This window comes from Streptomyces sp. NPDC045470, from assembly GCF_040646595.1.
GTDB lineage: Bacteria > Actinomycetota > Actinomycetes > Streptomycetales > Streptomycetaceae > Streptomyces.
In genome coordinates, this window is the sequence record NZ_JBEZAN010000002.1 from 816,081 (window position 1) to 834,679 (window position 18,599).

General features: G+C 73.7%; 17 protein-coding genes. 5 read left to right on the plus strand and 12 right to left on the minus strand.

From position 1 onward, the window contains the following. Window positions 1–78 precede the first annotated feature (78 nt). Window positions 79–1,170, minus strand: coding sequence for a succinyl-diaminopimelate desuccinylase (gene dapE / locus AB0A97_RS09945; protein WP_361147020.1), 1,092 nt, complete (start codon window positions 1,168–1,170; stop codon window positions 79–81). A gap of 41 nt (window positions 1,171–1,211) precedes the next feature. On the opposite strand from dapE, the gene AB0A97_RS09950 reads away from it, so the two are divergent. Both AB0A97_RS09950 and AB0A97_RS09955 read left to right on the plus strand, forming a co-directional pair. Further along, a complete protein-coding gene (locus AB0A97_RS09950; protein WP_361147023.1) occupies window positions 1,212–2,234 on the plus strand; it encodes a heavy metal transporter in 1,023 nt (340 codons plus the stop codon). A gap of 549 nt (window positions 2,235–2,783) precedes the next feature. Then, window positions 2,784–3,350 carry an ATP-binding protein gene (locus tag AB0A97_RS09955; protein WP_361147026.1) on the plus strand — a complete coding sequence of 189 codons (567 nt, stop codon included), beginning with the start codon at window positions 2,784–2,786 and terminating at the stop codon, window positions 3,348–3,350. A 126-nt stretch (window positions 3,351–3,476) separates the two neighbouring features. Here the strand turns inward: AB0A97_RS09955 and dapC are convergent, their stop codons facing one another. Together dapC and fdxA are read right to left on the minus strand one after the other, a co-directional pair. Next, window positions 3,477–4,574 (minus strand): succinyldiaminopimelate transaminase, encoded by a 1,098-nt coding sequence (gene dapC, locus AB0A97_RS09960; RefSeq protein ID WP_361147029.1) that lies wholly within the window; start codon window positions 4,572–4,574, stop codon window positions 3,477–3,479. Window positions 4,575–4,706: 132 nt separating this feature from the next. Then, window positions 4,707–5,027 (minus strand): ferredoxin, encoded by a 321-nt coding sequence (gene fdxA / locus AB0A97_RS09965; RefSeq protein ID WP_003985062.1) that lies wholly within the window; start codon window positions 5,025–5,027, stop codon window positions 4,707–4,709. 139 nt (window positions 5,028–5,166) lie between these two features. Between fdxA and AB0A97_RS09970 the strand changes: the two genes are divergently transcribed. After that, window positions 5,167–6,177 carry a GNAT family N-acetyltransferase gene (locus tag AB0A97_RS09970; protein WP_361147032.1) on the plus strand — a complete coding sequence of 337 codons (1,011 nt, stop codon included), beginning with the start codon at window positions 5,167–5,169 and terminating at the stop codon, window positions 6,175–6,177. 17 nt (window positions 6,178–6,194) lie between these two features. Beyond that, entirely contained in the window at window positions 6,195–7,049 is an 855-nt protein-coding gene (locus AB0A97_RS09975) for a transglutaminase-like domain-containing protein (protein ID WP_361147035.1), read from the plus strand. Here the strand turns inward: AB0A97_RS09975 and AB0A97_RS09980 are convergent. From AB0A97_RS09980 to AB0A97_RS10010, 7 genes are all read right to left on the minus strand, one after another. Beyond that, a complete protein-coding gene (locus AB0A97_RS09980) occupies window positions 7,016–8,200 on the minus strand; it encodes a PP2C family protein-serine/threonine phosphatase (protein WP_361147037.1) in 1,185 nt (394 codons plus the stop codon). The genes AB0A97_RS09975 and AB0A97_RS09980 overlap by 34 nt on opposite strands. 106 nt (window positions 8,201–8,306) lie before the next feature. Then, the gene (locus AB0A97_RS09985; RefSeq protein WP_361147039.1) at window positions 8,307–8,945 is read right to left on the minus strand and encodes a response regulator transcription factor; all 639 of its coding nucleotides are present in this window, start codon (window positions 8,943–8,945) and stop codon (window positions 8,307–8,309) included. A gap of 83 nt (window positions 8,946–9,028) precedes the next feature. Further along, window positions 9,029–9,220: a hypothetical protein gene (locus AB0A97_RS09990; protein WP_361147042.1), complete on the minus strand. Its 192-nt coding sequence runs from the start codon at window positions 9,218–9,220 to the stop codon at window positions 9,029–9,031. Window positions 9,221–9,333: 113 nt separating this feature from the next. Further along, on the minus strand, window positions 9,334–10,578 hold the full coding sequence (locus AB0A97_RS09995; RefSeq protein ID WP_361147044.1) for a sensor histidine kinase: 1,245 nt from the start codon (window positions 10,576–10,578) through the stop codon (window positions 9,334–9,336). After that, window positions 10,575–11,312, minus strand: a complete 738-nt coding sequence (locus AB0A97_RS10000) for an ABC transporter permease (protein ID WP_361147047.1) — start codon at window positions 11,310–11,312, stop codon at window positions 10,575–10,577. The genes AB0A97_RS09995 and AB0A97_RS10000 overlap by 4 nt, the downstream gene beginning before the upstream one ends. Beyond that, complete coding sequence (locus tag AB0A97_RS10005) at window positions 11,309–12,268, minus strand: ABC transporter ATP-binding protein (protein WP_361147050.1); 960 nt, start codon at window positions 12,266–12,268, stop codon at window positions 11,309–11,311. Before AB0A97_RS10005 ends, AB0A97_RS10000 begins: the two co-directional genes overlap by 4 nt. 125 nt (window positions 12,269–12,393) lie before the next feature. Next, window positions 12,394–13,254 carry a helix-turn-helix transcriptional regulator gene (locus AB0A97_RS10010; RefSeq protein WP_361147053.1) on the minus strand — a complete coding sequence of 287 codons (861 nt, stop codon included), beginning with the start codon at window positions 13,252–13,254 and terminating at the stop codon, window positions 12,394–12,396. An 87-nt stretch (window positions 13,255–13,341) separates the two neighbouring features. Here AB0A97_RS10010 and AB0A97_RS10015 point away from each other — a divergent pair, with 87 nt between their 5' ends. Continuing rightward, window positions 13,342–14,196, plus strand: coding sequence for a glucose 1-dehydrogenase (locus AB0A97_RS10015; RefSeq protein ID WP_361147056.1), 855 nt, complete (start codon window positions 13,342–13,344; stop codon window positions 14,194–14,196). 77 nt (window positions 14,197–14,273) lie between these two features. Here the strand turns inward: AB0A97_RS10015 and AB0A97_RS10020 are convergent, their stop codons facing one another. Next, window positions 14,274–15,515 carry a serine hydrolase domain-containing protein gene (locus AB0A97_RS10020; RefSeq protein WP_361147059.1) on the minus strand — a complete coding sequence of 414 codons (1,242 nt, stop codon included), beginning with the start codon at window positions 15,513–15,515 and terminating at the stop codon, window positions 14,274–14,276. A 684-nt stretch (window positions 15,516–16,199) separates the two neighbouring features. After that, on the minus strand, window positions 16,200–18,467 hold the full coding sequence (locus AB0A97_RS10025; RefSeq protein ID WP_361147062.1) for a hypothetical protein: 2,268 nt from the start codon (window positions 18,465–18,467) through the stop codon (window positions 16,200–16,202). Between the last annotated feature and the right edge of the window lie 132 nt (window positions 18,468–18,599).

An 18,599-nucleotide genomic window follows, 5' to 3' on the forward strand; every position in this document is an offset into this window, starting at 1 on the left:
CAAGGGTAGATCGGCGCAGGTGACGGGCAGGGCAATTCCGGATGCCGGGACACCGGTGGGGCACGTGGGGCCGGTGGGTTACGCGGTGAGCCAGGACCGCAGGCGCTCCTCGCAGTGCAGGATCCGCTCGACGGCGACCCGTTCGTCCTTCTTGTGCGCCAGTACGGGGTCGCCGGGCCCGTAATTCACCGCGGGCACGCCCAGGGCGCTGAAGCGCGAGACGTCCGTCCAGCCGAACTTGGGCTTCGCGACGCCGCCGACCGCCTTCATGAAGGCGGCGGCCGCGGGGTGCGACAGGCCCGGCAGCGCGCCCGGCGAGTGGTCGTCGACGATCATCTCGGCGACGCCGCAGTCCGCGAAGACCTCACGGACGTGGTCGAGCGCTTCCTGCTCGCTGCGGTCGGGCGCGTAGCGGAAGTTCACGGCGACGGTGCAGGCGTCGGGGATGACGTTGCCCGCCACGCCGCCCTCGATCCGTACGGCGTTCAGGCCCTCGCGGTATTCGAGACCGTCGATGACGGCCCGGCGCGGCTCGTAGGACGCCAGGCGGGCGAGGATCGGCGCCGCCGCGTGGACGGCGTTGCTGCCCATCCAGCTACGCGCCGAGTGGGCCCGCTCGCCCTCGGTGCGCAGCAGCACCCGCAGCGTGCCCTGGCAGCCGCCCTCGACCTCGGTGTTCGAGGACTCCAGCAGGACGGCGAAGTCGCCCTCCAGCCAGTCCGGGTGCTCCGCGGCCAGCCGCCCGAGCCCGTTGAACTCGGCGGCGATCTCCTCCATGTCGTAGAAGATGAAGGTCAGGTCGCGGTTGGGCGCGGGGACGGTGGCGGCGATGCGCAACTGCACGGCGACGCCGGACTTCATGTCGGTGGTGCCGCAGCCCCACAGGACGCCGTTCTCGTCGAGCCGGGACGGCACGTTGTCCGCGATCGGCACGGTGTCCAGGTGGCCGGCCAGCACGACCCGCTCGGCGTGGCCCTGGTGCGTGCGCGCGACGATGCAGTTGCCGTCGCGCTCCACCGTCAGGTGGGGGAGCGCACGCAGCGCGTTCTCGACGGCGTCCGCGATGGCCTTCTCGTCCCGGCTGACGGAGGGGATGTCGACGAGCTGAGCGGTGAGCTCGGCCGCGTCGCGGGAGAGGTCCAGTGCGGGGGTCTGCGTAGCGGTCTCCATGCGTCCGACCCTACCGGCGCCCCTCCAGTACCGTTGGCTGCGTGTCTCCCCAGTCCTCCGCCCCCTCCCGCGGCACCCGCGGCAAGCGCCTCCTGCGAGCCGGCGCGGCCTTCGCCGTGCTCGTCGGACTGGGCGTGTATCTCGTCGTGCAGTACGTGACCGGCGGCCCGGGTGCGCCGCGCTGCTCGGTGCGTGCCGCGGACGGCGGGCAGCCGTACGAGATCTCGCCGGAGCAGGCCGCGAACGCCGCGACCATCTCGGCCGTCGGCTCCGCGCGCGGGCTGCCGCAGCGGGCCGTGACGATCGCGCTGGCGACCGCCATGCAGGAGTCCGGGCTGCGCAACATCGGCTTCGGTGACCGCGATTCGGTCGGCCTGTTCCAGCAGCGCCCGTCCCAGGACTGGGGCACGGTCGAGCAGATCATGGACCCGGTCTACTCGGCCGGGGAGTTCTACACGCACCTGGTCAAGGTGCCGGGCTACTCGCGGCTGCCGCTGACGGTGGCCGCGCAGAAGGTGCAGCGCAGCGGCTTCCCGCAGGCGTACGCCAAGCACGAGCCGGACGCCGCGCTGCTGACCGGCGCCCTGACCGGGCGCGACGGCGCGGCGATGACATGTTCGGTGAACCGTCCGGCGGACCGGAAGCGGCCGGGCGGTACGGACGAGGTGCGCAAGAAGCTGGTGCGCGAGTTCGGGCCCGACGTCCTGCCGCACACGGACGGGACGGCTCCCGGCGGCGCGGACGGCGGCAAGGACGGCGGCCGGGTGCTGACGGTGCCCGCGCGGCCGGCCTCCCACGGTGACGCCGCGGATTCCGGGGTCTCCGGGGCCGCGGCGGGCGCGGGGCAGGCCGGCGGCGCGCCGGCGGCCGGTCCGGGGACGGAGCGCCGCGGCTGGGAGCTGGCCACCTGGGCGATGGCCCACTCCGGGGCATTGGGCATCGAGCAGATTTCCTACGCCGGGAAGATGTGGTCGGCGGCCGATTCCGGGAAGGGCTGGCAGAAGGCGACCGGCGCGGCGGCGCGGGCTTCCGGTACGGACGTACGGATCGTCACCGCGAAGTGAGCCCGGAGGCGGCTGCCGGAGCGGGTGGCACCGGGGAGCGGCCGCCGGAACGGCCGTGCGCCGGGCGGTGGCGCCGGCCCCGGTGACGCGGCCGTGCGGCCAGGGCGCCGGGCGGCCGTACCGGCCTCTGGGGACGCGCTCGCGCGACCGCCGCCGGAGCCCCCGCGCGGCGCCGCTCCTCACCCGTACGGCCGTCACGCCGTCAGCCTCGTGCGCACCGCGCAGCTGTCCGGCCGGTCCCTCGGCCGAGTTAACGTCGTCAACCCCGGGCAGCGGCGCCGCCTCACCGTCGCCGGGGTCACTCGAACGGCGTGGGTCCCGCCCGGAGACTGAGGCGTGACGTTTCAGCACCATACTGCGCACGGCGCAGTTTGCCCGGTTTCCTCCGGAGCAGATTATGTGACCCCCCACTGATTCTTTACCGGCCGTGCCGCAACCTTCCCGGGCCTGACGCGGTAGTCACGTCGTGCGTCCGGCAGCCACCGCGCCCCGCCGGCGGACACGGCACGTCTGTCAGAAGAACCAGTCCCTCTCCGTAAAAGGAGCACCATGTCCCTCCCCCTCTCGCGTCGGATCGCCCGAGCCGCGCTGCTGGTCGCAGCCGGCGCAGCCCCCGTGGTCGGTGCGGGCTCCGCGAGCGCCGTGGAACTGCCGAACTCCTCCGACCTGGGCGGACTGAGCGCAGTGGACACCGCGAGCCTCGCCGACACCGCCGACGGCGCGGTCCAGGGTGCCGGCGACCTCGCCGGCGAAACCGGCGCGAACGCCACCGAAGCCGGCAGCAAGGTTGTCCGCAAGGCCGTCCCGGCCCTGAGCAAGACCGCCGGCAAGACCGCGGGCAAGACGCTCGGGGAGACCGCGCCGGCCGCGAAGCAGGCCGCCGGCAACGCCGCCAGCGACACCGCGGACAGCGCGGGGGACATCCTCACCGACACCCTCCACACCGCCACCGAGGACGGCCTGCCGACCGACGGCCTGACCGACGCGCTGCCGGGCGACGGGCTGTCCACCGACGGGCTGACCGACTCGCTGTCCACCGACGGACTGGCCCAGGCGGTCGGCGACAGCGGCCTGGCCTCGGACCTGCTGCCGACGAACGGGCTGCCCATCAGCTGACGGAGTGCCGCACAGCGAAGCCCGGAGCGGACGCCTGAGGTACGGCGTCCGCTCCGGGCTCGTCGCGTCTGCGGCCGCCGCGCCGGGCGTGCGGGTCGGGCCACTGCCCCGGCGTGCGGCTGGGGGCTACTGCGCCAGGCGCCGTACGGCCTCGTCCACCCGCTCGTCGGTGGCGGTGAAGGCGACCCGTACGAAGCGCTCCCCCGCACTCCCGTAGAAGTCGCCCGGCGCGACCAGGATGCCGCGCTTGGCGAGGTCGCCGACGGTGTCCCAGCACGACTCGTCACGCGTCGCCCACAGGTAGAGCGACGCCTCGCTGTGCTCGACGCGGAAGCCGGCGGCCTCCAGGGCCTCGCGCAGGGCCGTACGGCGGCGGGCGTAGCGCTCGCGCTGCTCGCCGACGTGCTCGGTGTCGCCGAGCGCCGCGACGGTCGCGGCCTGCACCGGCGCGGGGATCATCATGCCGCCGTGCTTGCGGATCAGCAGCAGCTCGCCGAGGACGGCGGCGTCGCCCACGAGGAACGCGGCGCGGTAGCCGGCCAGGTTGGACCGCTTGGACAGCGAGTGGACGGCCACGATGCCGTCGTACGAGCCGCCGCACACGTCCGGGTGCAGGACGGAGACCGGGTCGGCCTCCCAGCCCAGTTCGATGTAGCACTCGTCGCTGAAGAGCAGGACGCCGTGCTCGCGCGCCCAGGCGACCGTACGGCGCAGCTCGTCGGCGCTCAGCACGCGGCCCGTCGGGTTGGACGGCGAGTTCAGCCACAGCAGCTCGAGGCCGGTGGGGTCCAGCTCCCAGGGGTCGTCGTAGACGACCGGTTCGGCGCCCGCCAGGCGCGCGCCGACCTCGTAGGTCGGGTAGGCCAGGCGCGGGTACGCGACGCGGTCGCCGGCGCCCAGGCCGAGCTGGGTCGGCAGCCAGGCGACCAGTTCCTTGGAGCCGACGACCGGCAGCACTTTGGTGTGGTCCAGGCCGGTGGCGCCCAGGCGCTCCCCGGCCCAGCCGGTGATCGCGTCACGCAGGGCGGCGGTGCCCCACACCGTGGGGTAGCCGGGGCTGTCGGCGGCGTCCGTGAGGGCTGTGCGCACGAGCGCGGGCACGGGGTCGACCGGAGTGCCGACGGACAGGTCCACGATGCCGTCGGCATACGCGGCCGCCGTGGTCTTGTACGGCTCCAGCCGGTCCCAGGGGAAGACCGGAAGACGGGACGAAACGGTGCCCACGTTGCTCTCTTTCCTCACGTTCCTCTGGCCGCACAGGTCGGGAAACGCCTCGGCCCCGTGCGGCGTCGGCTTCCCGGTCTCAGGTGACGGGGAGGCCGGCCGTACGGGACCGGGGCGGCGCCATGCGGCCGCTCAGCCGTTCTGCGGCGGCAGCGCTGCGATGAAGGGGTGGTCGCGCTCGATCAGGCCCAGCTTGCTGGCACCACCGGGCGAACCGAGCTCGTCGAAGAACTCGACGTTCGCCTTGTAGTAGTCCTTCCACTCCTCCGGGGTGTCGTCCTCGTAGAAGATCGCCTCGACCGGGCAGACCGGCTCGCAGGCGCCGCAGTCGACGCATTCGTCCGGGTGGATGTACAAGGACCGGGAGCCCTCGTAGATGCAGTCGACGGGGCACTCCTCGATGCATGCCTTGTCCTTGACGTCGACACAAGGCTGCGCGATGACGTAGGTCACGCTGTCGTTCCTCCTCGGTAGGGCTGGCGGACCGATTGGCAGTTCCGCCGCGGGGCGCGCGGGAGCGCGGCGTCGTCGATGCCCGCACCTAGTATCTCCGTTCCCGGGCACGAGACGAACAAGAGGGGCGGGTAGAGCCGTGGAATTCACTACCGGCGGACGGCTGGAGGTCCACATCACCCGTGCTGACGTGGGCAAAAGGGTATCTGTCCGGCGCTTGAGCGGGGCCGGGGAGGGGGCCGCCAGGTTCACCGACACGGTCGGTGTTCTCACATCCTGGGACGGCGGTGTGCTGAGCATCACACGACGGAACGGAGAGACCGTCCGGATCCCCGAGACCACTCTGGTCGCCGGGAAGACGGTTCCGGCGGCGCCGGCCCGCCGCCGCTCCCCCGCGACGAGCACACCGGAACTGGACCGGGTGGCCGCCCGCGGCTGGCCGCCGGTGGAGAGCGCGTGGCTGGGCGAGTGGCAGTTGCGGGCCAGTGCCGGGTTCACCCGGCGGGCCAACTCGGTGGCGGCGTCGGGCGACCCGGGGCTGCCGCTGGACGCCGCGCTGGGCCGGGTCCGCACCTGGTACGCGGAACGCTCACTGCCCGCGTACATACAGGTCAGTACGGGCGCCCAGGGCGCCGGGGAAGACCTGGCGGCCGCGCTGGACCGGCGCGGCTGGACGCGCGAGGTGACGGCGGAGCTGCGTACCGCCGCGCTGGCCCCCGTCGGCGACCTGGACGCGGACGTGTCCCGGGTGGCGCTCACCCGGGAGGCCGGACCGGCCTGGCTGCGCCGCTACCGGCGGTCCGGGGTGCCGGGGCCCGAGGTGCTCAAGGTGCTGCGGGGCGGCCCGTCCGTGTGGTTCGCGGGCGTTCCGGACGACGCGGGCGGCCTGGCCGCGATCGGACGGTGTGTGGTGGACGGGCGCTGGGCCGGGTTCGCGGCGGTCGAGGTCGGCCCGGAGCACCGGCGGCGCGGCCTGGCCTCGGCCGTGATGGCGGCGCTCGCCCGCAAAGCCCTGGACGAGGGCGCCTCGGCCGCGTACCTCCAGGTGGAGACGGACAACGACCGTGCCCGCGCGCTGTACGACGGGCTGGGCTTCGTCACCCACCACCACTACCACCACTGGCGCGCCTCCCAGGGAGGCCCGAGCTGAACGGGTACGAACCTCGTATGCACCCGGACCCGGACGGGGACGACACGTCCGCAGAGCGGCGCCGGCAGTTCGCCGAGGCCGCGCGCGACGAACGGCCGGACCTCGCCCGGCTGTGCCTGCTGATCGCGGCGGAGGCGGATCCCGCGCTGGACGAGGCGGCCCTGGACGCGGCGCAGATCGAACTGGACGCGCTGGCCGGGTGCCTGCCGTACGCCCCCACCGGCGGCCCGCGCCCCTGGGCCCGCAACGTCGCCGAACTGCTCGGCGCGCGCCTCGGGTTCCGCGGCACGCCCACCGACTACCGGCGGCTGGAGTCGTCGCTGCTGCACGAGGTGCTGCGGCGTCGGCGGGGTCTGCCGATCCTGCTGTCGGTGGTGTGGATCGAGGTCGCGCGCCGGGCGGGCGCTCCGGTGTACGGGGTGGCGCTGCCGGGCCACTTCGTCGTCGGTTTCGGCGACCCGCACGGCACGCACGTCCTCGCCGACCCCTTCGACGGCGGGCGGCTGCTGACCGACGAGGACGCGGGGGTGCTGGTCGCGGGCGCGACCGGCGCGCCGCTGACCGAGCAGATGCTCGCTCCGGCCGGCCCGCTGGAGATCGTGCTGCGCGTCCTGAACAACATCCGGGCGTGGGCGGCGGCCCGGCCGGAGCGCAGTGACGTGCAGCTGTGGGCGGTCGAGCTGTCCCTGCTGCTGCCCAGCCACCCGGCGCGGCTGCGTCACGACCACGCGCAACTGCTCGTGCAGCGCGGAGATTTCCTGGGCGGCGCGGCCGGGCTGGAGGAGTACGCGAAGGTGGTGGAGGAGATCGACCCGGCCACCGCCGCTGCGGTACGGCGTCAGGCGGCCGCGGCCCGCGCCATGCTCAACTGATCCGCCGTGGCCTGCCCTGTCCGCTCTGTCTGCCCTGTCCGCTCGGCGGCGGACCGCTGTCCGGCGGTGTGCGGGCCGCGGCGCACGATCAGTACGGTCGCGTCGTCCTTCAGCTCACCGCCGGTGAACCGCTCCAGGTCGGCGCGGAGCGTGCGCGCCAGCTCGTCCGGCTCCAGGTGCGTCCAGCGGGCCAGCCGGTCGGCCAGCGGGTAGAACGCGCCGTCCGCGCCGCGGGCCTCGGTCACGCCATCGGTGCACAGCACGATCCAGTCGTCCGCCACCGGTTCGACGGCCACGCTCTGCCGCGGCTCGTCGGTGAGCCGGCCGAGCCCCAGGGGCAGACCGCCTTCGCCGTCGTTGCGTTCGGCGACCTGGCCGTCCCGTACGAGGTAGTACGGGATGTGGCCGCAGGACAGCACCTTCGTACCGTCCTCGCCGCGTACTTCCAGCAGCAGGGCGGTGACGAACCGCTCCTGGCCGCCGCGCTCGGCGGAACGGGCGTTGTAGCGGGCCAGTGCCTGCTCCATCCGCTCGGCGACGGCTTCGAGGCTGTCCGTGTGGTACGCCGCCTCCCGGAAGGAGGCCAGCACCTCGTGCCCGGCGCCGATCGCGGGCATCCCCTTGCCCTGGACGTCGCCGATCATCAGCCGCAGTCCGTGCGGCGTCTCCACGGCTTCGTAGATGTCCCCGCCGACCCGGGCCCCTTCCTGGGCGGAGACATAGAACCCGTACGCCTCCAGCGGTCCGGCGGTCAGCGGCAGTTCGCGCAGCATCTCCCGCTGCACGGCGTCGGCGACCATGCTCGTACGGGCGTACAGCGCCTCCCGCTCCAGCCGGGTACGGCACAGCACCAGCGCGAACACCGCGACCAGCAGCGCCCCGAAGACCCCGACGACCTTGCTGGCCACCGACCAGTCCGGCACCAGCCGCACCTGGATGAACACCTGGCACAGCACGTACACGGCAGCCACCGCGGCCGTCCACCGGTAGCCGCAGCGCAGTGCGGCGATCAGCGGCGCGATGCCCATGAACAGGGCGAAGTGCAGTTGCGGGCCGGTCCCCGCGTCCGCCAGCGTGATGGCCAGGGTCGCGACGATCAGCAGCACCGCCACACCGCGGTCACGCGCCGGGGATCGCTGGAAAGTCGTCACACATTCCAGCGTGCTGGCGCCGTTCCGCCTCGCACAGGGTCGAAAGTCCTGGTGAGGCGGTTGCGGGGGTGAGACTGCTTACAGCGCGGACCGGCACCGGGCGGGGTTACAGCCAGCCCTTGGCGCCTGCCGTGCGGACGGCTTCGGCGCGGTTGCGGGCGCCCGTCTTCTGGATGGCGGTGGACAGGTAGTTGCGCACCGTGCCGTGCGAGAGGTGCAGGGCGGCGGCGATCTCCGCGTTGGTGGAGCCGTCCGCCGCCGCGCGCAGCACGTCGCACTCCCGGTCGGTGAGGGGGCTCGCCCCCTCGGACAGCGCGGCGGCGGCGAGCGCGGGGTCGATGACCTGGTCACCGCGGAGCACCCGCCGTACGGCGTCCGCCAGCTGCGCGGCCGGGGCGTCCTTGACCAGGAACGCGTCGGCGCCGGACTCCATGGCGCGGCGGAGGTAGCCGGGCCGTCCGAAGGTGGTGAGGATGACGACCTTCAGCGCCGGGAACTCGGCGCGCAGCAGCGCGGCGGCGTCCAGGCCGCTGAGGCCGGGCATCTCGATGTCGAGCAGCGCCACGTCCACGGACTGTTCCCGCACCGCGCCGATCACCTCGTCACCCCGCGCGGCCTGGGCCACGACCTCCATGTCGGGTTCCAGCCCCAGCAGCGCGGCCAGCGCTTCCCGGACCATGGACTGGTCCTCGGCGAGGAGGAGGCGCACTTTCTTCACGGGCTGCTCGCCGTGCGGGTCAGTCATGCGGCCACCCTAGCCAGGCCAGGGAAGGCGCAGGTCGGCGGGCGACGGCAGCGCGGGCGGCCGGTGCGGGCGGGGCGCAGGGCTCACATGTAGAAGCGCTTGTGCTGCGACGTCGGCTCGAAGGTCTGGCGGCAGCCGGAGCACCACCAGTGCCAGGTCTCCGGTGCCCGGCCCGAGTCGCTGGTGTCCTTCCACAGGCGGCGCCGGTCGCGGCAGGCCGGACAGCCGGGCGGGGCGAGGGGGCCGACGACGGCCCGCGGGTCGATGGGTGGCATGGCGCCAGCCTGCACAACCCGGAGGGCCGCTGCGCCGGTTCCCGCGCCGGGCCACTCCAACGGGCGGAGCGGGAGCGCGCGCCCGCGCGCCGGAGCCACCGGGGCGCACGGCCCTACGCCTCACGCCCCGACGGGCTCTGCTCCGCGGGCCGGGCGACGGCGCCGGGCACCGGCGGGCCGCCGAGCGGCACGTACGCGCGCAGGGCGAAGCCGCGGCCGCCCGGCGCCGCACCCGTCTCCAGGCGGCCGTCGGTCAGCGCCAGACGTTCCCGCAGCCCGCTCAGGCCGTTCCCGTCGTGGCTCCCGCCGCGCGGCGGTCCGGTGCCGTCGTCCACGACGGACAGGCACAGGTACCGCCGTTCGTCGGCCTCCCACTCCTCGGTGAGCAGCACCTCGCAGCGGCCCGCACCACTGTGCCGTACGACGTTGGTGACGGCTTCCCGCAGCGCCCAGGCCAGCGCGCCCTCCCCGTCCTCCGCGAGGCCCCGGTGCTCCTGTTCCACCGCCGGGTCGATGTCCGCCGTGATCGCCGCGGTGCGCAGCGCGGCGCGTGCCCCGGCCAGCTCGACGGTCAGGCGGGGGCGCCGGTAGCCGGTGACGGCCTCGCGTACGTCCACCAGCGCCTGGCGGCTGACCCGTTCGATGTCGGCGACCTGCTGGGCCGCGCCGGCCGGCTCGCCGGGCAGCATCCGGCCGGCCAGTTCGCTCTTGAGCGTGATCAGGGAGAGCGAGTGGCCGAGGAGGTCGTGCAGGTCGCGGGCGAGGCGCAGCCGCTCCTCGTTGGCGGCCAGCCGCGCGACCTCCTCCCGCGCCTCGCGCAGTTCCTTCGTCGTACGGATCAGATACTGCACGCCGACCATCGCGAAGCCGCTGAGCAGGCAGGGCAGGGCGTACGCGAAGAGGTAGGCGTGGATGTCCTCGTAGCGCAGGCCGACCAGTACGAGAGTGGCGGTCAGCGCGGGAATGGCCCATCGCGAGACGCCGAAGGGCTGGGTGACGGCCACCGCGACGCCCACGAAGGTGAAGAGCACCAGCCAGTTCGGCCCGAGGACCGAGGACAGCAGGACGGCGAGCGCGGCGATGACGGCCACAGCGGACCGGACCAGCGGGTTCTTCACGGGCCGGTGGGCCATGTGGCGGAAGAGCACGACGAAGTAGACGGCGACGAACGTCAGGAGACCGGCGCAGCCCAGCAGCTCGTGCGCCGGGGACATCCCGCCGTCGGCCAGGTCCCCGATCGGCCCCGCCAGGTACAGGAACCAGATGACGACCCAGGCGCTCTTCACCAGCGCCTGCCGACGGGTGCGGGGTGCCGATCCGATCAGCACCGGGTTGGGCTCGGTCTCCGCCGTCCTCATGCCGTACGCGTGTCCTTCCGGTAGAGCCAGCCCGCGCCGCCCGCGAAGACGAGCAGGTAGCCGACGAGGATGGCCAGGTCCTTGGCGTCCGGGGCGTGGCCGCCCTCGATGGCCGTGCCGAGCGCGGCGTACGCGTGGGTCGGCAGCCACTCGGCGATGTTCTGCACCCATTCCGGCAGGATCGTCAGCGGCATCCACAGCCCGCCGAGGAACGCCAGCACGAAGTAGATCATCATCGCGATCGGGCGGACCGCGTCGCCGCTGGCCAGGTAGCCGATGGCGACGCCGAGCGCGGCGAAGACGAAGCTGCCGAGCCAGGTGGCGACGAGGATGGCGATCCACTGCCAGGCTTCCAGGCGGACGCCCTTGACCGTCGCGGCGACGAGCATGACGAGCACGATGGACGGCAGGCTGACCGTCGCGGAGGCGCCCATCTTCGCGGCGACGTAGCCCCGTCCGGGCAGCGCGGTCAGCCGTAGCTGCCGTACCCAGCCCTTCTCGCGCTCCTTGGCGATCGCCTCGCTGTTGCCGATCAGGACGGCGGTCATCGCGCCGAACGCCGCCATGGCGACCATGAAGTACAGCGGCATGTCCAGGGTCATGCCCGGAATCGGTTTGCTGCCGGCGCCGCCCGCGATGATCAGGTAGAGCACCGGCGGGTAGATCACCGAGAAGAACATGAACTTCTTGTTCCGCAGGGAGCGGACGATCTCCAGCTTGATCAGGGTGGTCATCGTGCCGCCTCCTCGGCGGTCGCTGCGTCGGTGATGGCGATGAACGCCTGCTCCAGGCCGAGTCCGGCCACTTCCAGGTTGCGCGGGTACAGACCGAGGCCGTACGCGGCGTGCACCGTCGCGTCGGCGTCCCCGGACTGCATGCGCACGGTACGCCCGGACACCTCCAGGGAGGTCAGGTACGGCAGGCGGCGCAGCGCCTCGCGGTCGACCGGCCCGTCCAGGTCGAAGGTGATGCGGCGGGCGCCGGCCCGTGCCTTGATCTCGGCGGCGGTGCCGTCGGCCAGCACCCGGCCGCGGTGCAGCACGATCACGCGGTCCGCGATCTCGTCCGCCTCTTCGAGGTAGTGGGTGGCGAACAGCACCGTACGGCCCTGCCGGGCCTGCGCCCGCATGGTGCCCCAGAACGTCTGCCGGGAGGAGACGTCCATACCGGTGGTCGGCTCGTCCAGCACGATCAGGTCGTTGGCGCCGGCCGTGGCGAGCGCGAAGCGCACCCGCTGCTCCTGGCCGCCGGAGAGCTTGTCGACCATCCGGTCGGCGATCTCGGTGATGCCGGCGGCGTCCATGATCTGCTCGACCGGGTGGCCGCCCGGGTGCAGGTCACTGGCGAGCTTGACCAGCTCACGGACCTTCACGCCGGTCATCAGGCCGCCACTCTGGAGCATGGCCCCGACCTTGCCCTGCTCGATGGCGCGCTGCGGGCTGGTGCCGAAGAGCGACACGGTGCCGGCGTCGGCGGTGCGCAGGCCCAGGAGCAGGTCGAGGGCGGAGGACTTGCCGGCGCCGTTGGGGCCGAGGAGGGCGACGGTCTCGCCCGGGTGCAGCTCCAGGTCCAGGTCGGCCACCGCCCGTACGGCGCCGTAGTTCTTGCTGACTCCCCGGAAGCTGACCACGGGCGCCGGGCCCGCCCGTCGCCCGGCGGCCCGGTCTGTGGTGGTGGCTGTGCTCGTCATGGTTCCAGCCTCACAGTGAGGCGGGGGCCTGCGGCAGTGTCGCCTGTCGCAAGTACGGGATGACAGATGTCATGGGTGGTGTCCCTGGATCCGGCCCGGCGGCCCCGGAAACGGCCGTGGCGGGGTCAGCCGGGCACGCTCATGCGCTGTGTGCCGACGACCGACAGCAGCCGCAGTGCCTCCGCCGACGGCGAGCCGGGCGCGGCGGTGTAGAGGAAGACGCGCTGGTCCCGGTCGGCGATGTCCAGGACGTCGCAGTCGACGCTGACGGGGCCGACCAGGGGGTGCTCGAAGGTCTTGCAGAGGGTGGGCCGGGCGGCCACGTCGTGGGCGGCCCAGAGCCGGGCGAACTCCTCGCTGCCGGCCAGCAGCTCCTCGACCAGGCCGGTCACCTCCGGGTCGTCGGGGTAGCGGGCCGCGGTGGCGCGCAGTTGCCGCGCCGCGGTCCGGGCGAACGCGTCCGCGTCGGAGACGCCGTACAGCCGTCGGCCGTGCGGGTGCGGCCCCAGGAAGGCGCGCCGGACGAGGTTGCGGTCCCGGCGTGAGAGGGCGGAGAAGTCCTCCATCAGCGCGGCGGCCGGCTCGTTCCAGGCGATGACCTCGTACGTCGCCGAGACGACGAGCGCCGCGGCCTCCGGCAGCCGCCGCAGCAGGTCGACGATGCTCTGCCGTACCTCGCGGGACGGTCCCGGAGGGGGCCCGGGCGGGGCGCCGGCGAGGTGGTGGAGATGGTCGCGCTCGGCATCCGACAGGCGCAGCGCGCGGGCAAGCTGGGCCAGCACCTCACGGGACGGCTGCGGGCCGCGGGCCTGCTCCAGCCGCGTGTAGTACTCGGTCGAGATGAACGCCGACTGCGCCACCTCCTCGCGGCGCAGTCCCGGGGTGCGGCGGCGCGCTCCGGCGGGCAGCCCCACGTCGGCGGGGGTGATGCGCTCGCGCCTGCTGCGCAGGAAGTCGCCCAGTTCTCGTCGTACGCGTCGGTCCACCTCCCCAGTGTGCGCGGACGCCGGGCGGCCCAGCCAGGTACAGCCGGTGCCTGGCTGGGCCGGGCGGCCGGGCACAGGCTCGTCGGCATGAACAACCTGTCGACCACACCGACCACACCGACCACACCGACCCCGCCGATCACGCCGACCTCGCCGACTGCACAGACCCCGTCCACCGCGCCCGCGGGCCTGCTCAGCGGCAAGGTCGCCTTCATCACCGGAGCCGGCCGCGGCATCGGCGCCGCCGCGGCACGGCTGTTCGCCCGGGAGGGGGCCCAGGTGCTTCTCGCGGCACGCACGGAAGCCCAGCTCAAGGCGGTGGCCGAAGAGATCGGGGCGGTCGGCGGGACCGCGGACCACGTGGTGTGCGACCTGGCCGACGCGGCGAGCGTCCGCGCCGCCGTCGACCGGGCCGTGCAGTTGTACGGACGGCTCGACGTGGCCTTCAACAACGGGGCCACGGGGCAGCCGCCCGGCCCGCTGGACGAGCTGCCGGAAGCCGGATTCGACCTCGTGAGCGCCGTCAACTTCAAGGGGCCGTGGCTGGCGATGACCGCCGAGGTCGCCGCCATCCGCGCCACCGCGGGTCGCGGGGCGATCGTCAACACCTCCAGCGTCGGCAGCCTTGCGGGCAACCCTCAACTGCCGGTCTACGGCGCGGCGAAGCGGGCGGTCAACAGTCTCACCGAGTCGGCGGCCGTCACGTACGGCCCTGAGGGCATCCGCGTCAACGCCGTCGCGCCCGGCACCACGCTCACCGAGATGCTGCACGCGTGGGACGAGCGGTCCCCCGGCACCATCGAGCAGCTCAACGCCCGCACCCCGCTGGGCCGCGCCGCCGACCCGGAAGAGATCGCCCAGGCCGCGGCCTGGCTGCTCAGCGACCGCGCCTCGTACGTGACCGGAACGGTTCTGCGGGTCGACGGCGGTATGTGCGCCTGAGCGACCGGCACGGGTGCGGGCGCCGGCACGGGCGCCGGCACGGATGTGGGTGCGGGCGCCGGCGCGGCGCGGCGCGTTCAGCCCTTGCGCGCGCCGCAGAACTCGGCTTCCACGACCCCCACGTACGTGGCCGCGTCGCCCGTCCAGTCGCCGTTGATGTTGAACGTCAACTGGTGGCCGCCGTCCCGGGTGCCGACGACCCCGGACACGGAGCCGTTGGCGCGGCCCGTCTTGCCCACCACCGTCACCCCGCAGGAGAGGGTGACGGACTCGATGCCGAGCCCGTAGCGGTAGCCTGCGACCTCCGCGGGCACGGTGGTGAACATCGCGCGGGTCGCCGCGGGGCCGAGCAGTTGCCCCTCGGTCAGGGCCCGGAAGAAGGTGTTCAGGTCACCGGTGGTGGAGATCATGTCGCCTGCCGCACCGAGCCACGACATGTTCTGCTCGGTGGCGTCCACGACCGGCGCGTCGGGTTGCTTCTGCCGCAGCCGCGAGTAGGCGGTGGGGTGCGGCAGCGGCATCCGGGGGTCCAGGCCGGGGAACGAGGTCTCGCGCAGCCGCAGCGGGGCCAGGATGCGCCGCTCCGTCTCATGGGCGTAGGAGCGGCCCGTCGCCTTCTCGATGATCATGCCGACGAGGAGGTAGTTGGTGTTGCTGTACCGGGCCGCCTTGCCCGGAGCGCTGTGCGGGGGCCGTTTCAGGGCGAGAGCCACCAGGTCGGTGGGACGGTAGGTGTCGTAGCGGTGTCCGGGGAACGCGGGACCGGAGGAGCGGCGGGCGAACTCGGCGTCCTCGGAGTAGTTGGCGAGGCCGCTGGTGTGGTTCAGCAACTGGCGCAGCCGGACGGCGCGGCCGTCGTTGCCGTTGCCGCGCACGAGTCCGGGCAGCCACTTCTCGACGCTGTCGTCCAGGTCGAGCACGCCCTCTTCCGCCAGTTGGAGGAGGACGGTGGCGAGGAAGACCTTGGTGATGCTGGCGGCACGGAAGTGGTCGGCGCGGGTCCGTTCGCGGTGCGTGGACGTGTCCGCGTACCCGGCCGAGCCGGACCACCGGCCCCGCCCGTCCCGAATTTCGGCGACGACCCCGGGAAGGCCACCCTTCTCCACCACGTCCCGCAGCGCTTGTCGGATCGCCTGGTGGCGGCCGGTCCCGTGCTGGGGAGTTGCGGCCTCGGCGGCCGGACCGGTGGCGAGGACGGCCGTCACGGCCAGGGCCAGTGCCGTGGCGCGGGTGGCGGCCGGACGGTGGGAACGGTGGGAGGCGCTGCGCGCGGGGGCGGACCCGGCGGTGCGGGTCCGGCGGTCGGTTACGGAGATCATGCCCGGGACGCTATGGCGCGCCGCGGCCGCACAGTACCGACGAAAGTAAGGTCCGCGCTCTTGCCTTTGGGGATTGCAACGGGCGGGTTCCGGCCGCCACGGCACAGCAGCGCCACGACGCCCTGATAGCCGCAAGGAGGCCCGGCCCGGCGGGTGGGGCGACGTCGAGACGGTTCCGTACGACGGTACGGGGGTGAAGCGACGGTGCGGGGGTGAAGCGCCGTGACGGGAGCGGAGCGACGGTACGGGGGCGGAGCGTCACGTCGGGGGTGGGACGACGTAACTGGCCCGACTCGACGCACCGGAGGTGGAGCGTCGTACCGGGCCCGACTCGACGCACCGGAGGTGGAGCGTCGTACCGGGCCCGACTCGACGCTCCGGGCCCGACTCGACGCACCGGGACCGGCTCGACGCTCCGAGGGCGGAGCGACGCAACAGGTCCGATTCGACGTAACGGGACCGTATCGACGCAACGGGCTCGGCACGACGTACCGGCACCGGATCGACGTACCGAGGGCGGAGCGACGCAACAGGCCCGACCCGACGTACCGGCACCGACCCGACGTACCGGCACCGACTCGACGTAATGGGCCCGTCCCGACGCACCGACACCGACTCGACGCTCCGGGGCGGAGCGGCGCACCGGGCCCGGCTCGACTCAGCCGGGCCCGGTGTGACGATGGGTCAGCTCGTCGTGGCTCCCTCGACCTTGGCGACACGCTTCTGCGGCGCGGGCGGTGCCGGCTTCCTGAGAGCCTGCGTCATCGCCGCGGCGGCGTGCTGCGGGGTCATCTTGACCTTGCCGGCGCCACCGTCGATCGACACGTTGTCGAAGGCGTGGCCGTACTTCTCCTCCAGCTTGGCCAGGTCTATGACCGGCTGGAGCTTGCCGTCGGGAGCGGCGGTGAAGGTGAGCAGTTCGCCGATGGAGCGCTGACTGAACGGCACCTCGACGCCGCCCGCCGACAGGTACACCCACCCGGAGACGGCCGGTTCGGCCATCTCCCGCAGGGCCCGGTCGACCTCCGCCTTGCCCGCCTTCGGCTGCTGCTCGACGGCGGCCAGCACCACCGGGGTGTTCTTGCCGGTGGCGGCCCGGTCCAGGTACGCCTTTTCGATCTTGCTCTTGGACGCCTTGACGTCGACGGCCTTGTAGGGCGTGCCGTAGTGCGGGACGGCCTTGCCGTTCTCGAAGGTGATGCTGCCGTCCTTGGCGGCGCCCGCCGGGCCGGCCACCGCCTTGAGCGCGACGTCCAGCTTCTCGTCGTCGGTGATCATCGCGGGCTCGGCGGTGCGTGTGCCGCCGAACAGCGAGCTGATGACGGAGACCGGGTTGTAGTCGCGGCCGGAGGCGTCCCGGACCGTGGCCTGGGTGTCGATGTTCAGCCCGGCCTTGGCCGGCACGAGCGTCTGCTCCTTGCCGTCCACGGTCAGCTTCAGCGGCTCGTTGCGGGTCTTCTGGACGGCCGCGTCGAGCTTTTTGACGGCCTCTTCCTTCGTGGCGCCGCCGATGTCCACGCCCAGCGCGGTGGTGCCGTTGGGCACGTCCGCGTGGTCGAGCAGCAGCCCCGCGCCGTACGCGACACCGGCCAGCACGACGACCGCGACGCCCAGCAGGACGACCTTGTTGCGGCCCTTCTTCTTCGGGTTTATCGGCTCGGGGATCTTGGCGCGCGGCGGGGCCGGGGTGTCCTGGCCCGCGCCCGGTCCGGGCGGGAAGGGCGCCGGAGCGGCGTCGGCGGGGACCGTCGGGATGCCGCCGACCAGGGTGTCGCTGGAGATCTGGTCGCCGCCGGGACGGCCGGCGCCGGTGGGCGCGCCGCCGGGGAAGTCGCCGGCGTTGCCGGCGTTGCCGCCCTTGCGACCCTTGCCGCCGGACGTACCGCCGTGGACGCCCGTCCCCTGGCCCCCGGCCGGTACCCCGCCCGTGACGCCGGTCCCGCTGCCGGGTCCGCCCGGCGGGGCGGGGGGCTGCGGGGTGAGCACCGCGGTGTCGTCGGTCATACCGGGACCACCGTCCGCACCCGGCGTGCCCGGAGCGCCCGGGGTACCCGGCGTGTGGAACCCGGTGGGCAGGTCGAAGGCCGAGTCACCCGTGGCCGGACCGGTCGTCGGGCCACTCGGACCACCGGGGCCACTCGGACCGGTCAGACCGCCGCGGTCGGCCCCCTGGCCGAAGCCCCCGCCGACGCCGGTGCCGACACCACTGCCAGCGCCAAGACCGGAGCCGGTGCCGGTGCCGGTGCCGCCGAGCGTGTCGAACGGATTCGCCCCGCTCTGCGCAGGCCCGTCGAACGGGCTGGACGGCGAGTCGAACGGCGACGGGGCCTCGTCGAACGGCGAGCCGCTGCCCGACGCGGGCGCGTCGGAGAAGTACGGCAGGTCCGGGCGCTGCTGCGCGTCGTCGGCGCGGTCCTGCGGCGCGGCGGGAGCCTGCGGGCCCGGCGCGGGCGACGAGGCGGGCGCCGGGGTACCGGCGGAGGCCGCCGTCGGCTTGCGGGGCGAGAACCAGTCGCTGGTCTTCTCGGCCGGAGCGCTCTTGGCGCCGTCGGCCCCCGGCGCGTCCGGCCTGCGGGTGCTGCCCGTGCGCTCGGACCCGCCGGCCCCTCCGTCGGACGCCCTCTGGCCGAGCGCTCCGGACGTACCGGACGTACCGGAGGTGCTGGACAAGGGGGACGGGCCGGTACCGGCCGATCCGCCCGCCCCCGGCTCCTCACCGACGGGCTTGCGCACGACGACCGGCGGGATGGGGCGGGACCCCGGAATATTGATCTTGATCCGCGTGGTCAGCGTGGTCTCGGTCTTCGGCTCCTCCGGCTTCGCCGCGGCGTCGGCCGCCACCGCGTCGTCCGCCTCGGACCGAGGCGTTCCGTACGGCGGTGTCCCCGACGGGTACGCGGCACCGCCGCGCCCCGGGGCGCCGGAGGACGAACTGTCAGATTCACGACTCAAAGCAGGTTCTCCCGGTTGGCTCCGCCGCTCGTCAGTACGGTGCTTGGGCGGCTCGGCGGCGCGCACCACCATACTGGCCGCTGTCGGCGGTCACCCCGGGAGCAGGACAACGCCCCGCTCCCGGACCGCCGT

Bases quoted from the DNA above. Each gene is read 5' to 3' on its own strand.
- AB0A97_RS09985 (WP_361147039.1), bottom strand. From the start codon at position 8,945: ATGACTGACCCGCACGGCGAGCAGCCCGTGAAGAAAGTGCGCCTCCTC.
- AB0A97_RS09955 (WP_361147026.1), top strand. From the start codon at position 2,784: ATGTCCCTCCCCCTCTCGCGTCGGATCGCCCGAGCCGCGCTGCTGGTC.
- AB0A97_RS09990 (WP_361147042.1), bottom strand. From the start codon at position 9,220: ATGCCACCCATCGACCCGCGGGCCGTCGTCGGCCCCCTCGCCCCGCCC.
- AB0A97_RS10000 (WP_361147047.1), bottom strand. From the start codon at position 11,312: ATGACCACCCTGATCAAGCTGGAGATCGTCCGCTCCCTGCGGAACAAG.
- AB0A97_RS10020 (WP_361147059.1), bottom strand. From the start codon at position 15,515: ATGATCTCCGTAACCGACCGCCGGACCCGCACCGCCGGGTCCGCCCCC.
- AB0A97_RS09995 (WP_361147044.1), bottom strand. From the start codon at position 10,578: ATGAGGACGGCGGAGACCGAGCCCAACCCGGTGCTGATCGGATCGGCA.
- AB0A97_RS10005 (WP_361147050.1), bottom strand. From the start codon at position 12,268: ATGACGAGCACAGCCACCACCACAGACCGGGCCGCCGGGCGACGGGCG.
- dapE (WP_361147020.1), bottom strand. From the start codon at position 1,170: ATGGAGACCGCTACGCAGACCCCCGCACTGGACCTCTCCCGCGACGCG.
- AB0A97_RS10015 (WP_361147056.1), top strand. From the start codon at position 13,342: ATGAACAACCTGTCGACCACACCGACCACACCGACCACACCGACCCCG.
- AB0A97_RS09975 (WP_361147035.1), top strand. From the start codon at position 6,195: ATGCACCCGGACCCGGACGGGGACGACACGTCCGCAGAGCGGCGCCGG.